Annotated in this window: 13 protein-coding genes; 2 read left to right on the plus strand and 11 right to left on the minus strand. The window is 43.7% G+C overall.

Translation table 11 applies throughout. The features are described from left to right. The first annotated feature begins 13 nt into the window (after nt 1-13). On the plus strand, nt 14-904 hold the full coding sequence (locus tag FJQ58_RS30075) for a LysR family transcriptional regulator (protein WP_238404398.1): 891 nt from the start codon (nt 14-16) through the stop codon (nt 902-904). An 889-nt stretch (nt 905-1793) separates the two neighbouring features. Here FJQ58_RS30075 and FJQ58_RS30080 read toward each other — a convergent pair. From FJQ58_RS30080 to FJQ58_RS30095, 4 genes are all read right to left on the minus strand, one after another. Beyond that, nucleotides 1794-2351 (minus strand): hypothetical protein, encoded by a 558-nt coding sequence (locus tag FJQ58_RS30080; RefSeq protein ID WP_139999225.1) that lies wholly within the window; start codon nt 2349-2351, stop codon nt 1794-1796. A 2603-nt stretch (nt 2352-4954) separates the two neighbouring features. After that, nucleotides 4955-6283, minus strand: coding sequence for a type I glutamate--ammonia ligase (glnA, locus tag FJQ58_RS30085; RefSeq protein ID WP_139999227.1), 1329 nt, complete (start codon nt 6281-6283; stop codon nt 4955-4957). Between the two features lie 45 nt (nt 6284-6328). After that, entirely contained in the window at nt 6329-6739 is a 411-nt protein-coding gene (locus FJQ58_RS30090) for a MerR family transcriptional regulator (protein WP_053376247.1), read from the minus strand. A gap of 62 nt (nt 6740-6801) precedes the next feature. Next, a complete protein-coding gene (locus FJQ58_RS30095; RefSeq protein WP_139999229.1) occupies nt 6802-8094 on the minus strand; it encodes a methionine gamma-lyase family protein in 1293 nt (430 codons plus the stop codon). 38 nt (nt 8095-8132) lie between these two features. On the opposite strand from FJQ58_RS30095, the gene FJQ58_RS33270 reads away from it, so the two are divergent. Continuing rightward, nucleotides 8133-8261: a hypothetical protein gene (locus FJQ58_RS33270; RefSeq protein WP_274382347.1), complete on the plus strand. Its 129-nt coding sequence runs from the start codon at nt 8133-8135 to the stop codon at nt 8259-8261. A 7-nt stretch (nt 8262-8268) separates the two neighbouring features. Here the strand turns inward: FJQ58_RS33270 and hflX are convergent, their stop codons facing one another. The 7 genes from hflX to hfq form a co-directional block, all read right to left on the minus strand. Further along, nucleotides 8269-9558, minus strand: a complete 1290-nt coding sequence (gene hflX, locus FJQ58_RS30100) for a GTPase HflX (protein WP_139999231.1) — start codon at nt 9556-9558, stop codon at nt 8269-8271. A gap of 24 nt (nt 9559-9582) precedes the next feature. Then, nucleotides 9583-10572, minus strand: coding sequence for an AAA family ATPase (locus FJQ58_RS30105; protein WP_139999233.1), 990 nt, complete (start codon nt 10570-10572; stop codon nt 9583-9585). A gap of 89 nt (nt 10573-10661) precedes the next feature. Next, on the minus strand, nt 10662-11339 hold the full coding sequence (locus FJQ58_RS30110) for a YdcF family protein (RefSeq protein ID WP_139999235.1): 678 nt from the start codon (nt 11337-11339) through the stop codon (nt 10662-10664). Further along, nucleotides 11336-11893 (minus strand): ribonuclease FAU-1 family protein, encoded by a 558-nt coding sequence (locus FJQ58_RS30115; RefSeq protein WP_139999237.1) that lies wholly within the window; start codon nt 11891-11893, stop codon nt 11336-11338. Before FJQ58_RS30115 ends, FJQ58_RS30110 begins: the two co-directional genes overlap by 4 nt. Before the next feature lie 222 nt (nt 11894-12115). Continuing rightward, nucleotides 12116-12760, minus strand: coding sequence for a peptidylprolyl isomerase (locus FJQ58_RS30120; protein ID WP_139999239.1), 645 nt, complete (start codon nt 12758-12760; stop codon nt 12116-12118). Nucleotides 12761-12762: 2 nt separating this feature from the next. Further along, the gene (locus FJQ58_RS30125; protein WP_139999241.1) at nt 12763-15252 is read right to left on the minus strand and encodes a penicillin-binding protein 1A; all 2490 of its coding nucleotides are present in this window, start codon (nt 15250-15252) and stop codon (nt 12763-12765) included. Nucleotides 15253-15403: 151 nt separating this feature from the next. Further along, the gene (gene hfq, locus FJQ58_RS30130; protein ID WP_139999243.1) at nt 15404-15649 is read right to left on the minus strand and encodes an RNA chaperone Hfq; all 246 of its coding nucleotides are present in this window, start codon (nt 15647-15649) and stop codon (nt 15404-15406) included. Between the last annotated feature and the right edge of the window lie 10 nt (nt 15650-15659).

Raw genomic sequence — 15659 nt, forward strand, 5'->3', positions numbered from 1 at the left:
GAGGAGTAATATCATGGATACTCGTCATATGAACTATTTTCTAGCCGTTTGTGAGCATCTTCATTTCACAAAAGCTGCAGATGAGCTTGGCATTAGCCAACCTACATTAAGCCAGCAAATTCAAGTGCTTGAAGGCGAGCTTGGCATGCCCCTCTTTGATCGCGTAGGCAAACAAGTCATCTTAACCGAGGCCGGAATGCTGCTTAAGCTGCATGGGGGGAGAATGCTGCAAGCTGAACGCGATGCCAAAAATGCAATTACCGAATTGTTTTCGGGAGAACGCGGAACGATTCGTATTGGATTGCTGCCCTCTGATTTAGATTTTCTGTTCATCCCTCTGTTTATTCAATTTCATCAAGCTTATCCTGCCATTCAACTTCAAGCGTATTCCACGATTCGGATTCAGGAAGAAGTTCTCTCCAACAAGGTTGATATTGGCATTGGGCTTCAAAGCATGCCGGACAGCCGATTAGTGCAGATCCCCCTTGGTTCTGAGGCTTATCACCTATTAGTTTCTGGTACAAGCCCCTTAGCTGAACGAGAGGCAATTGCTCTTCATGAGTTAGAGACCATCCCATTAGTTTTGTATCCATTGGGGTTTATTGGCAGAGACATTGTTGAATCCACATGCAGGGTACACGGGGTTAAGCTCGATACGGTTATGGAGACAACGACAGCTACTTCCATTCTCCAACTCGTACGCGCTGGCATAGGTGCGGCTATTCAACCAGAACGACTGCTTAGAGGCACGACACAGGAAGATGGGCTCATTGGCATACCATTTCGCGAGCATGCCCCTGTTCGTCATTTAGAGCTTGTCTACCGCTCCGACCGCTTCATTAGCAAAGCACAAAAACAGCTTGAACATAGGCTTATTGATTTTTTCAAGCAGAAGGAAAATTGAAGTGGATGAATTTTCATCAGTGAAAAACGATTAAACGGTGTGAACTTGAATAGCGCATATATAAAATGATTAATTTTAAAAAACTTAACAGCTTATGCTGTACCCCTTAGAATATACTTTGGAAAAAGCCATGGTTATTCTAAAGATTTCTTAGGTGATTATTTTGTCGTAATAAAGAGTCAAAAACTGAAAACGTAATCTGATGAAGTAAAGTAAAAGTTTGATTTTATTCGTTAATTATGAAGTAAAAAAGTCAAGTTATTGAAAAATCAACGAGTATTTTGGAACACTGAGTTACGAGAAGATTTAGACTTTCAAAAAGAATAGTCATCAACAAAGAGAATATGATTTAATGGATAGTCACGAACGCAGAAAAAATCACATCGATAAAGTTTGAGCATATAAGCAAAACAAACGGGAGAATTTCTCAATATACAGTTTCTCGATAATTTAGTAGCAAGTTTACTTAAAGTGGATTTTAAATTCTACCTAATAATGATATTAAGTCAGGAGAAGTGCCTATCATTAACACTATTACTGTCTGCCCTCAAAAAACTTTATGATAATGATACTATCTCTTTTATAACTTCAGTCATCATAATGAAAACGATTTGGTGCTCAACAAATTAAACAAAAGATCTCATAAATCCAAAGCTTTACATTACATGTGTAATCTAGTGTAATGCTTTTACCACAGTGCCTTTACAGCGTTCAAATGAAGAATCTCAACAAAGGATCTAAGCAATTAACAAAAATTATAAATAAGCGTATTTAAACAAAACTAAACAAGCTGGTTCCGACATCGTATCGGCACCAGCTTGCATAATAAGAACTATTTTTTTGTCTTTAAAATAGGTGCTTGTCCAGTAGGTCAGTTGAGTTCATATTATCAGAATGGTTTACCTTCATTAATAATTATTGGTGTGTCTTGAAAAAGTGTGTTAGTAGAAGGAGGTGTTGAACTAGAAGTAACTATTAACTTTCTTCCTTGTACATTACCACCTGCCATCAGATGACCACTATTAGAGTTAACAACTATCTTCCCATGTGTCGGCCTCTCGGAACATGCCACTTTAGATTCTTGGCCAAACCATCCAAAATACTGGATAGTAGAGTTAGCTTGAATCGTTACAGATGTTCCTGGTATAAATCCGGAATCAGTAACAATTCCAATAGCTGCATAATTATTAGAACCAGGTAAAGAGAACGCTGTTCCGTCTTTTTTATATAGGTACAATGTCACATTATTAGGAGTATCACTGACATTATTAATATGTAGATATAACTCGCTCCCAAAAGTAGTTGAATTACATACTCCATTATTTTGTATAGTAAAATAAACCACCCTACTTGCTTCTGCAGTTGCTGACGTTGTAGAAATTGTTAAAATTGAAGCAGCTAAAATTGCAAATAAACTAAGTCTTTGAAATATTGATTTTTTCTTCATAATCGATTCACTCCTTAATAAATTTATTACTTTCATCTTATCACAATCTAATTAAAGGAAACAATCTACAATAATAAGTCATAATGCAATATAATATAAAGTGGACCCTTTTATTTTTTTTTATAAACATCCAATTTCCAAATAATTTAATAACATAATACATGTTCTCTAATTTGAAATATTCAATTCTATCCTTCATGTACAGCAATCGCAATTTCTATTTATTAGTATAAAATTACATTAAGCACCTAAACGAACCATGTCACTAAATAATTGATTTTTAACTAACATTTACTTAGTCATTCAAATTCATTGGTTGTTGAGATTCTTTTTCAAATAATTGTTTAATAGATATTCATTAAAGAAAAATCAATGATCATAATAAGTAGAATGTATCCTATTTTATTTTGAATGAACATATTAACTTTTAATCAAAAAGATATGAACTATTTGGAAGCCTGGAAAAATGCAAGTAAAAAAGCGAATAGCGGTGTTTCGCAACTATCTCAAAGTTACAAAAGCACTTCGCGTCAAATAATCAGTTGTTCAAATCATCAAATAACCGTATTACTAATTCATGAAGCCGTAGAAACCGGTGCAAGAGAATACTTAGCTTAAAAAGCGCTTAAACTAATACTAAGAACACTACATAGTTGACGAAATCAAGAAGTATGCAAGGAACAGCGATTTCAGATTGTGCCTAGACACAGGCAGATTAGGCTACGTAAATTGAAACAGAATCTACTTTCTATCGCGTCTTGCACCAAAACAAGTTATTTCATCAACGTGGGAAAAGTGCAAAATCAATATCTAAACAATCGACGAGTCATCGCACAATAAAGACAAATCAAGACTGAATGTGGGATACTACTCAGCTTGCAGACCTTGTTAAAGGCTTCTATTTCTATCTCTCTTATCATTGATTTATTTAGCAGAAAAAGCGTGGGCTAGTTAAACTTGGGAGTAAGTATCCGTAGACTACACGAGCCAATTAATTAATAGAACCGTATTATGTGAGCAATGTTTGATTCACATAGTTCGCTCGACTTACATTCAGACAATCGTAGTCCCTTAAAGGACTCAAGTCTTCTAGAGATACCGAATAGTCTTGACATACCCCGTCTAGAAGCAAACCACGAGTAAGTAATTACAACAAATTTACGAAGTAGTAAATGCCTTACATCAACACGTTGGTCAGGAAGTACTCACAACTGGTGTTGAGAGGAAGAAGTGAGGCCTATTAAAGCTGAACAAAAATCAATATACTAACTACTACTTTTCTACAAAATTCAAGACACTATCTTGACTAACACCGAATACATGGGTGAAAAGACAAATAATCAACTTATCTAGTACAAATAGAAAAAGAATGTGTAAACCACAAAATGCTCAGAACGAACTGAAAGATTTTTTTGTCGAGATATTCCAAAAAAATGGATACGGTAATGAATCTGCATTTAGGTTACGGCAAATACGAACATTAAGTAAATAGACAATCTACTGTTATCCGAAACGATTCTTAAAACGGTTAACTTTAAATATGAAGTTCAGGAAATTGTCATTTCTCATTTTCGTCAAGGAGGAAAAACTTTAGTCTTGAAAAGTTCAAGTCGAAATTATACCAGCATTGATTTTTAAATTTTTACGTAAATGATATCAGTGCACAAGAAATACAAGACAATTTGGAAATCTCTGCGGAATTGACGTTCTGCTCATACACATTATCTACAACTAATGAAATACCTAAAGACAGAAAAGTTGGAATAATACAGAGTATATACACGATTGATTTATTTCGGATACAATTCACTTCAAGCGAGTTAAGACGGGGTTATTGAGACAAAACTACGTACATGACTAAGATCAATCTTCATGTAAAAAGCATTTCCAGATGTGTGAATTAGTAATATTGGGTTTGCTAAGTTCAGGTTAAGCTTAGTAAACAACCTAAAAAACCACGCTATAAAAGTCTTCCTTTCTATATGTCCACAAAATTCAAAGAGGCCGTTCTCAAGATATTCAAATTCTCCATAAGTGACTACATTTGCAATTAGACAAGAAGTGCACTGTATATGGAATAAGATGGTTCTCCCACTCTCCTATTTTTCTAAATGAGATCCAATATTGTTTATGTAATAAGAAAATTCCTTCTAAATGGAGCTTCCTAAAATAGCTAACACTAAAACATAAAAAGACACTTAGACTTGACACTAAACAAGATTATCTTAATATTTTTTAGATCAAGACTAATAATAATTAATAAAATTATAAAAATAGTTTTGATTCCATAATTACTCATTCTATAATTTCACTCTTGTTAATATTTCAATTTTACCTCTTTTATAAACAGAACGTAATTTATAACTTATAAATACTAATATCAAACAATAATTATATTAAAAATATTTATTAATTACATAAACTTGTTTAACCATTTTGAACTTTATCATTCATTAACATGAGATAGAGCGATAAAATAAAGAGTGAAGTTCAGGATTTCTATAAAAACAATTTTATAATCCATGAGGGAAACCTTGATTTCAAATACCTAGGCTTTTCCCTCATGAACGATTAGCAAAACTTTTATTCTATAATTTTCCTACTTAGTAAAGAGTCAAATACTGATCGCGTTCCCATTGGTGAACTTGGGTGCGGTACATATCCCACTCGATTTCTTTCAGCTCGTAGAAATGAGCAAGAGCGTGATCGCCGAGAGCTTCGCATACGATATCGCTTCTTAGCATTTCGTCAAGCGCTTCTTTCAAGTCGAGCGGCAAGCTTGGAATACCTGCATCCTGGCGCTCTTCCTCTGTCATGATGTAAATGTTACGGTCAGTTGGCGCTGGCAAAGGAAGCTTGTTCTGAATGCCGTCAAGGCCTGCTTTAAGCATAACTGCAAGCGCTAGGTAAGGGTTAGCCGCTGGATCCGGGTTGCGAACCTCTACGCGCGTGCTGAGACCGCGTGATGCTGGGATACGAATCATAGGCGAACGGTTGCTTGCTGACCAAGCAACGTAGCAAGGCGCTTCATAGCCAGGGACCAAACGTTTGTATGAGTTAATAGTCGGATTAGTAATAGCTGCCATCGCGCGGGCATGAAGAAGAATTCCAGCCATGTAATGGCGAGCGGTAGCGCTTAAGCCTAGCTTGTCCTTCTCGTCGTAGAACACGTTAGTGTCATCTTGGAACAATGATTGGTGACAGTGCATGCCTGAGCCGTTTACGCCAAACAAAGGTTTAGGCATAAACGATGCGTGCAAGCCATGCTCGCGGGCAACGGTTTTGACAACAAGCTTAAATGTTTGGATTTGGTCGGCTGCTTTAATGGCATCCGCGTATTTGAAATCAATTTCATGCTGGCCAGGAGCGACCTCATGGTGGGAAGCTTCGATTTCAAAACCCATTTCCTCCAGCGTCAATACGATTTCGCGGCGACAGTTCTCACCCATATCCATAGGCGCAAGGTCAAAATATCCGCCTTGGTCATTCAGTTCTGTCGTTGGCTCACCGCGCTCATCCGTCTTGAACAAGAAAAACTCAGGCTCAGGTCCGACGTTCATCGCTGTATAACCAAGCGCTTCCGCTTCTCTCAATGCACGCTTTAGAATTCCGCGCGGGTCACCGGCAAACGGCGTACCGTCAGGCATATAAATATCACAGATCAGACGGGCAACACGGTCTTGGGTTACCCATGGAAATACAACCCAAGTATCTAAATCTGGGTACAAATACATGTCGGATTCTTCAATGCGCACATATCCTTCAATGGACGAGCCATCAAACATCATTTTGTTATCCAAAGCTTTCTCAAGCTGGCTAACCGGAATTTCTACGTTTTTAATGGTTCCAAGCAAATCCGTAAACTGCAAACGGATGAACCGAACATTTTGTTCCTGTGCTATACGTCTAATATCATCTTTAGTGTAACTCACAGAATCATCTCCTTGGTTGGCTAATCGATTGTTATAATAGTCAATCTAGCGCTTATTTAAGAATCGAGTCAATTGACCCTGAATGAGCGAGGCCTGACCCGGTCTCTTCTCTAGCAATTGCTGCTTCAGCAAACGATGCAGCTGCTGATCGGAAAGCTCGCGGCGCTTCACTTCCGATTGCTCACTGACGATCGTCGCATCATCCGATTCTTTCGAAACCGGATTCATGACTTGCTTAATGCCGGCGATATTAACGCCCTTCTCAATCAATGATTTAATTTCCAAAAGCCGTTCTACGTCATTAAACGAAAATAACCGTTGGTTTCCTGCTGTTCTAGCAGGTACGATCAATTCATGCTGCTCGTAATAGCGGATTTGGCGGGCCGTTAAGTCCGTCAGCTTCATTACGATGCCGATAGGAAATAAGGCCATATTTCTGCGAATATCATCAGCCATGTCGCATCAACCTTCCAGTCGCTCATTTATATGTCCATTCTATACGTTACAACGCAAATGTGTCAAGTTATGTAAGGTTTAATCACAATTAAACCACTATCAACAAGCCGGTATAACGCAGTCAAAACGCCATATTTTGCATGAGCATACGTTAGTCCGCCCTGCATATAAGCAATGAAAGGCTCACGAATCGGCGCATCCGCCGACAGCTCTAAGCTGCCACCTTGAATGAACGTTCCTGCCGCCATGATGACAGCATTCTCGTACCCCGGCATGTCCCACGGCTCTGGGACGACATGAGAATCGACAGCTGCCGCTTGCTGTATGCCTTGTACAAATGCAATGAGATGTTCTGCTTGTCCAAATCGGACGGCTTGAATAAGATCCGTACGCGCTTCTTGCCATTTGGGCTTGGTTTCGAAACCAAGCTCTTCAAACAAAGCAGCTGCCAGCACGCTGCCTTTAACTGCTTGTCCAACCAAATGCGGAGCTAAAAACAAACCTTGGAACATCGGCCGCAGCGTGCCAAGCATCGCTCCAACCTCGCCTCCTATTCCCGGTGCCGTCAAACGATACGCTGCAGATTCAACCGCTGAAGCAGTACCGGCAATATAACCTCCGGTTTCAGCAAGTCCACCGCCTGGGTTTTTGATCAGGGAGCCAGCCATTAAATCTACGCCAACTTGGGTTGGCTCGAGCAGCTCAGTAAATTCGCCATAGCAATTGTCAACAAATACGACGACGCCAGGCTTTAATGCTTTTACCCGTTTGGTAATCTCTTCAATCTCCGCTACGGTGAAAGAGGCTCTCCATGAATAACCGCGTGATCTTTGAATGCCGATCACTTTGGTTTGTTCGGTTATCGCGCTTTCTATTCCTGTCCAGTCAAGACCGCCGTCCTCCAGTAAAGGCACCTCGCCATACTTGATTCCCCAATCTTGCAAGGAACCGGTCCCGTCTCCCGGCTTCCCGATAACTTTATGCAGAGTATCATATGGCTTGCCGGTGACATACAGCAATTCGTCCCCTGGCCGCAATAAGCCGAATAATGCGCAGCTGATCGTATGCGTGCCTGAAACGAAATGAGGACGAACAATCGCAGCCTCCGCACCCATGACGTCTGCATAGACAAGATCAATAATTTCACGGCCCCTGTCGTTATAGCCATAACCAGTAGAACCCGTAAAATGGAAATCACTGACTTTATGGCGTTGAAAGGCTTCAATAACTTTCCACTGATTGCGCTCGGCTATGCGGTCAATGCGTCGGAACGCTTCCTCCGCAACATCCTCGGCCTGTCCCGCCAAGCGCTCCAGATGCTCCCATAGCTTTTGATTCTCATGCTGCAAACTCATTGTGATATCTTCTCCTTAAAAGTTTTGCGAAGCAAAACTTGCTTCGTAAGCATCCGCTTGGTTTTGCGAAGCAAAACTCGCTTCGTAAGCATCTGCATGGTTTTGCGAAGCAAAACTTGCTTCGCAAGCATTTGCTCGGTTTTGCGAAGCAAGGTATGCCTCATTAACAATGGCTTATTCGATATATTGTTTTAACCGATATCCATGCTGCTCATAATCCTGCTTGCTAACGTGAACGGTTAATCGCAGCGTTTCTTCATTCACTTCTTGGTTTACGACTTCGCCGCTACGATAGGCAAGTGCAATCAGGTCGCCGCGGTCTGCGGGCACGTTAAAGGTCAATAAATCCCCGCTGAGCTTATCTTGAATCGTCTGGCGCAGCAGCTCGAGGTCGCCGTCCTCATATGCGCTTATCACCAAATTATCACCGCTCGTAATAGGCAAATCAGCTAGGGTCCCATTGTTGCTGCATAGATCCTTCTTGTTATAGACCATGACGTATGGCTTGTCGGCTGCGCCAAGATCGCCGAGTATTTTATTTACGACAGCAATTTGTTCATCCCGCATCGGCGAGCTGCTGTCAATCACATGTAGCACAAGATCCGCTTCGCAGACTTCCTCCAAGGTGGCTCTAAAGGCCGCTACAAGATCATGCGGCAGGTTTTGAATAAAACCTACCGTATCTGTAATGACGACTTCCCTGCCGTTAGGCAGCTCCAGCGTTCTTGACGTAGGGTCAAGCGTTGCAAACAGCTGGTTTTCAATATATACGTCTGCATCAGTCAGCTGCTTAAGCAGCGTAGATTTCCCGGCGTTCGTATAGCCGACCAAAGCAACTTGGATTACGCCGGATTTCTTCCGGCGCTCCCGGTGCAGTTTTCGGTGACGCACAACTTCTTCGAGCACTGTTTTGAGATCAAAAATCCGGTCTCGAATATGGCGTCTGTCGGTTTCAAGCTTTGTTTCACCGGGACCCCTTGTTCCGATTCCGCCGCCGAGGCGGGAGAGATTCTTGCTCTGGCCCGAGAGACGCGGCAGCAGGTAGCTGAGCTGCGCCAGCTCCACTTGAATAATGCCCTCGCGCGTCTTGGCGCGTCCTGCAAAAATATCCAAGATCAACTGCGTGCGGTCTACGATCTTCAAATCGAGCGACTCTTCCAGGTTCCGGACCTGTGCACCAGATAGCTCCTGGTCAAAAATTGCGGTCGTAGCGCCAAGCTCATCTGCCAGCGCTTTAACCTCTTGTACTTTGCCTTTGCCAATAAACCATTTGGAATCAGCGGTTTCCTTATTTTGCGTTAGCGTGGTAAGGACTTCAACGCCTGCGGTTTCCGTAAGCTGTTCCAGCTCTTGAAGGGACATCTCAGGGTCACCGCCCTTACGTTTGTCTTTCGATGTCACTAAGCTAATCAATATCGCTTTTTCAATCATATCGGGGTTCGTGTCGAATGTTTTCTCGCTCATATTTGCTCCTTCTAAATTACGCCGTCATTGCGACTTCGTCTCCCATTTTAAATCCTCCGGCCTAATGGACATCAGCTCTTGCTTCGCCGGCACGGAGCTGGCATATTGCGTAAGCAGACGAACGGCCTGAAACCGAATTGCCTTTTCAATTGTATTTCGGACATACCTCGCATTGCTAAAGGAAAACATCGTTGTTAGCTTCTCCTGCATCAGATGCTGCCTTAATTTAAATATGGTCTGCGGCTGCAAAATATAGTCTCGTTCCTTGGCCATTAGCTCGCTGATTTGAATTAACTGGTCCACTGAATAATCGGGGAACTCGATTTGTATCGGAAACCGGGATGGCAATCCTGGATTGGTAAGCAGAAAATCATCGATCTCTGCAGGATATCCTGCAAGGATGAGCACAAATTGATTTTTATGGTCTTCCATGGCCTTTACCAACGTATCGATGGCTTCCTTGCCAAAATCCTTCTCTCCGCCACGGGCAAGGCTGTACGCTTCATCAATGAACAATACGCCGCCAATCGCTTTGCGTACAAGATCACGCGTCTTCTGTGCCGTATGCCCGATATATTCGCCGACAAGATCCGCGCGTTCCACCTCGATCAAATGTCCTTTGGATAATACGCCCATTTTTTGGAACAGCTTCGCAACAATGCGGGCAATCGTCGTCTTTCCCGTCCCCGGATTGCCTTTAAAGATCATGTGGTAAACATGCGAACCGCCAAATAGTCCGGCTTCCGAACGCATCCGGCTAATATAAAGCAAAGCATATATTTCATAAACAAGGGTTTTCACATTGTCCATGCCAATCATCGGCTCTAACTCTTTTTGAATATCCGCATAATGATCCACGCTGGGCAGCGGCTTAACGGCCGGAAGCGGCTCTGCTTCCAAGACATGAGCGGATGCTCCCGTTTGAAACGTTTCTTGGCTTCTAAGGACCACATTGATTTGGCGGGAAGGCCTTGCATTGCTATTTACTGGTCCAGACTTGACGTGTCCACTCATCTGTCGCATCACCTATCCTTTGCATCGAAAGCTGTAGCGGCTGACCGCACTACAAGTTTATTCTATCTTGCAGCAGCATATTAGCAGATTTACAGCGGCGATTCCGATGAACGGATTCCAAGCGTGAGAAGCAACGAGTCCACCTTCCATTTCGTAAAAGCAAGTACCTCTCGCGATTCGTTATACACGGGATTCAATACTTTGGATTTCGTCGCGGCGACTTGAAAGCCCTTGAAATCAAGCTTTTTGGCAATCTCCTTCGCTCTTGCCGCATGATAATCATGCGTGATGACAACCAGTTTATCCAGGTTGTTCGCTTCGGCTATCCGTTTGCTTAGGCCTAAATTCTCATAAGTGCTGGACGCTTTATTTTCTAGCAACAGCTTGTCAGCTGAAATACCTTTTCCAATCAAATAGTCACGCATGCCCTCGGCTTCGGTCTTCTTAGCTCCGTTAGCATCAAGACCGCCAGACAAGATCAGCTTGTCCACCGTTCCCGCTTCGTAAAGCTGCAACGCAAGGTCCAAACGCTCCTTTAGAGCGGGACTCGGAACATCATTCCATAAAGCTGCTCCAAGCACGATGCCCGCATCTGCCTTGGTTAATGGCTGATTTACTGGGAAACCGTTAATTAACCAAAGCAGATAACCGCACCAAAACACGCCTATACATATGATCCAGGCAGCAACGCGAAACAGGAACAGCCACGGACGACTTTTCTTCGTTCGTTTACGTGAGCTGCTCCTTCTTCTCGTTGCAGTATTCATGATTCGCTTAGTTCGCCGGTTCGCTCAAGCAGGCTCTTCCGATGTTTCAGACTAAGCGTAAAATAACGAAAACGGCCATTTCGAATGCTCGACAGCAGCTTGCCTGCGGTTTTTCGCGCGAGCGCGACATCCCTGCCGTTCACATCGCCTGACCTTAAGGCATCCTCCAGTTCATCCTCATCCATCAGGAAGACCTCCCCGCTTGGGAGAACGACCACATCCAGATAAAGATCATCGAACCATGGGACCTGTTGGTCGGTCAAGCCCTGCGTCTTGCATACGTCGATATACCATTGCACGACGCGTCCCTTATCGTCGAACATCGTCGTTACGACAAAATGCTCACCCTTCGGAAAATGCTGCATCCATAAGTAACCGCGATCAGCCAAACAAAGTTTTCGCCCGTTATATTCCTTCCATAACGGTTCTCTGAGCTCGTGAATCCGGTAAAACGTAACGAGACCTTTGAACTCCTCGCCGTCCAGCGCTAAGCATGTATAGCTCTTGCGCAAGATACGCCTCCAGTTGGCCCGGTCTGAAAATTTTCTCTTCATACGGAACGTACCTTTCCGTTCATTTGGGATTCGTGCGCCAAGCCTAGCGCAGGTCCTCCTGGTGTTCCTTCACAATGAACTCATCGCGACATACGACAGTTTACATTTACCTATAAAAAAAGATTACCATATCTTTACGTCCATCTCCAGCCGACAAACAAAATAAACCAAGCTATTCACTCAAAATAAAAAGAATACCGCCATTTCTGGCGGTATTCTTCCTTATTGCTCAACGATCTCGATGGAGTTAATTTTGATAACCTCGCTCGGAACATTGTCCTTCACGGGCGTTTTCGCTATGGCTTTGACGATATTCATGCCGGTCTCCACCTTGCCAAAAATCGTATAGTTGGGCTCTCGATTTAGATTAGCCGCATCAGGACCGGTGCAAATAAAAAACTGGCTGCCGCCCGAGTTCGGCTTGCTGGCATTCGCCATCGCTACAATGCCTTCCTCATACTTCACGTCCGTGCTTAGCTCATCTGGAATCGCATAACCCGGTGTCCCCGTCCCATTGCCCTTCGGATCACCGCTTTGAATCATGAAGGACTCGATAATGCTGTGAAAGGTCAGCCCCTCATAAAAGCCCTCACGGGCCAAAAACACAAAATTATTTACCGTTACCGGTGATTCATCCGCAAACAGTTTGACAGTAAAATCGCCTTTAGTCGTTTGGAACTTCGCTACATACGTTTTGTCTAGATCAATCTGCATTTCAGGCATCTTGTCCCAGCTCATCGTTTTTGTCGAAGCGCCAGCACTGCTACCTTCTGAACCTGATCCGCCCTTGCCGCAGCCAGCGATAAGAATCACTGCCGAGACAAGAGCAATCACGCAGAGGAACCGCGCTTTCTTTCTATCCGCCATTACTAACCACCCGTTCCTTGCGAATTGCCGCCGGTCGCCGTATTTCCTAATGCATTAGTGGTATCCTCATTGCCTGTACCCATAGCAGGTGCATCTGTTGGAATGGGATCTGTAGAACCATTGCCCGCACCCGAATTTGGCGTTGGCGTCGGAAGCTCGATTCCATCGCTTGGCGTTGGAGTAGGCTCCTCGCCGCCGCCATCCACCGGAGGTGTAATTTCTCCGCCATCCGGGTCATGCGGGTCCGGTTCCATCGGAATTTCCGGATTTATTTCCGTTTCTGGAATAGTCACCTTAATTTTCTGGGATGGCGCGCTTTCCTGGTCATTCTCTGCGTCATACGCTACGACGTAGTATTCATAGGTCATTCCAGGGAACGCGCTCATATCATCGACCCCAGTCGAAACAAGCGAATCCACGAAACGGATATAATCACTCTCCGACGCTTCCTTGCGGAAGACTTGGTAAGTCACCTTACCGTCCTGATAAGGATCCCAAGATAATTTAACCTTCATTTCTTCCGGAATGAAAACGGCGCTAAAATTCGTTATTGCTGCCGGCGGCTTGTCTTCTTTGATTCCTTGAGGTTTATTAAAGCTGGATTTCGGCACATTTTTCATTGCACTCTTCATGACCTTGGAGAACATGGCTGCTGCTTGGCTGCTGCCCGTCTTTAGAATATGGTCAACATTTGTTTTATCGTATCCCATCCAGACGGCCGCTGTCCACTCCGGCGAGTAGCCAACGAACCATGCATCACGAATTCCGGAGCCGCTGTAACCCGGAATGCCATGCTGCGTTGTACCTGTCTTGCCCGCTAGCGGACGATCAATGGCCGCTTTGGTTCCCGTGCCGCCTTTTTCAACGACCGTCTGCATCATCTCCGTCAAGTAATAGGCGGTCTGCGCAGACATCAGCTGCTTGGTGGCTGGCGCCTTGTACGTATAAGGGTTGTTATCTTTGCCTACAATTTTCAAAATCGTATGGGGGTCAACAGATTTGCCGCCATTAGCGAATACGCTGTAGGCCGTTGCCATCTGCATCGGCGTCGCACCTTTAGTAAGTCCACCCAGTGCAGCTGTTAGGTTGCGATCGTCATCCTCTAGACTAAAGCCCAGTTTGTCTGCAAAAGCAAAACCGCTCTTCAAGCCGATTTGGTTCAGCATCCAGACCGAAGCCAAGTTGCGAGAATCCTTAATCGCCTGCGTCATAGAGACGGCTGTGGCACCCCATCTGTCGGTTGGGCAATAATTGCCGTAACATTTCTTGTCATTCGCAAGAACGGTCCAAGGGTAATACTTTCCTGATTCCAAAGCAGGGCCATATGAAATTATCGGTTTAAAGGCCGAACCAGGCTGCCGGGCAACCTCGACGCGATTAAGTCCTTTTTTCACATAGTCGCGACCGCCTGACAAAGCCTGAATCTCACCATTACGGTGATCGATAATTATCATCGCGCCTTGCACCTGCTGGTCATCCTTGCTTTTCTCGAAATTATCATCGTTACTGAATTGATTGTCCATGACATCCTGAGCTTGCGTATTAAGCGTCGTATAAATCTTAAATCCGCCTATGCGCAGCTCTTCTTCGGAAAGATTCGTCTTCTCTACCGCTTCTTCAACGACATAATCAACAAAGGCAGGATATTTATCTGTATTTCTTTCGGCATGGTTTTCTGGAATTTCATAGACAACCGCTTTCGCTTGCTCCATCTCCTCTGCCGTAATATAGCCCTGATCGAACATAAGCTTCAGAACTACGGCACGGCGGTTCATTGAATCCTCGGGATGAGCAATCGGATTGTAGCGGTTTGGCGCTTTAGGCATCGCTGCTATCGTAGCAATCTGCCAAAGCTCCAAATCCTTAAGGTCGGTATCAAAGTAAAACTTTGCGGCTTCCTTGACCCCATGTACTCTTTTCCCGAAAAAGATCCGGTTCAAGTACATCGTCAATATTTGCTGCTTGGACATTTTTTGCTCAAGCGCAACAGCAATCGATGCCTCTGTCGCCTTCCGGAAAAACGTTTTGTCAGCCGTTAGGAATACGTTCTTAGCTAATTGCTGTGTAATCGTACTTGCACCTTCAACTGCGCTGCGCGCAATGACGTCCTTGACGACGGCACGGCCAATCGCGAAGAAGTCTATGCCTGAATGCTCGTAGAACCGCTGATCCTCCGTTGCTACGATCGCATTGAGCAACTGCTCAGGAATCTCTGAAAACTCAGCCAGCTCCCGATTTTCATCCGGGTCCGATAATCTTGCAATTTCCACTTCATTCACATCATAGATAATCGATGCTTCGCCAAATACCAGCTTATTGGCATTTTCCGTCAGTACCCGCTCCCCGTTTAAAATAATAAGCAGATATCCGATAATGCCACATACAATTGCGATAACCGCGGTAAAAAATAAACCGTAAAACCATTTTCGTCCTGATATCTTCTTTTTCTTCTTTGGTTTCGGTGCAGTCTTGCTGCGTGGTCGCTCAGCCATTGCCGACTCCCCTCCTGTTGTTCCATAGTCCGTCTAATCTATCTTTGCCACGAAATGGAAAGAGCAACCCAGCTTGGAGCGGGTTGCTCTTACCTGCCGCTATCTAGTTAAACGATACTCGTTATTAGAAAGTTTCACTTTACGCTATCACCTATGAATCGGAACCACTTTGGTCCTGCTGCATAAGGGAAACATTTCGCTGCGGGGTAAACGTCGAAATAGCATGTTTATAAACCATTTGTTGACGACCTTCGCTGTCAATGATAATCGTGAAATTATCGAATGCTTTAATAACGCCCCGAATTTGGAACCCATTCATTAAAAAAACCGTAACCGGTATGTTGTCTTTGCGCAGCTGATTCAGAAACGTATCTTGAATATTGATCGATTTGTTCATTGGACGTTAC

Source organism: Paenibacillus paridis (assembly GCF_006345825.1).
Taxonomy (GTDB): Bacteria; Bacillota; Bacilli; order Paenibacillales; family Paenibacillaceae; genus Pristimantibacillus; species Pristimantibacillus paridis.

Coding starts and splice junctions, on each gene's coding strand:
- FJQ58_RS30075 (WP_238404398.1), top strand. CDS start 14: ATGGATACTCGTCATATGAACTATTTTCTAGCCGTTTGTGAGCATCTT.
- FJQ58_RS30080 (WP_139999225.1), bottom strand. CDS start 2,351: ATGAAGAAAAAATCAATATTTCAAAGACTTAGTTTATTTGCAATTTTA.
- FJQ58_RS30090 (WP_053376247.1), bottom strand. CDS start 6,739: ATGGCTGATGATATTCGCAGAAATATGGCCTTATTTCCTATCGGCATC.
- FJQ58_RS30095 (WP_139999229.1), bottom strand. CDS start 8,094: ATGAGTTTGCAGCATGAGAATCAAAAGCTATGGGAGCATCTGGAGCGC.
- hflX (WP_139999231.1), bottom strand. CDS start 9,558: ATGAGCGAGAAAACATTCGACACGAACCCCGATATGATTGAAAAAGCG.
- FJQ58_RS30105 (WP_139999233.1), bottom strand. CDS start 10,572: ATGAGTGGACACGTCAAGTCTGGACCAGTAAATAGCAATGCAAGGCCT.
- FJQ58_RS30110 (WP_139999235.1), bottom strand. CDS start 11,339: ATGAATACTGCAACGAGAAGAAGGAGCAGCTCACGTAAACGAACGAAG.
- FJQ58_RS30115 (WP_139999237.1), bottom strand. CDS start 11,893: ATGAAGAGAAAATTTTCAGACCGGGCCAACTGGAGGCGTATCTTGCGC.
- FJQ58_RS30120 (WP_139999239.1), bottom strand. CDS start 12,760: ATGGCGGATAGAAAGAAAGCGCGGTTCCTCTGCGTGATTGCTCTTGTC.
- FJQ58_RS30125 (WP_139999241.1), bottom strand. CDS start 15,252: ATGGCTGAGCGACCACGCAGCAAGACTGCACCGAAACCAAAGAAGAAA.
- hfq (WP_139999243.1), bottom strand. CDS start 15,649: ATGAACAAATCGATCAATATTCAAGATACGTTTCTGAATCAGCTGCGC.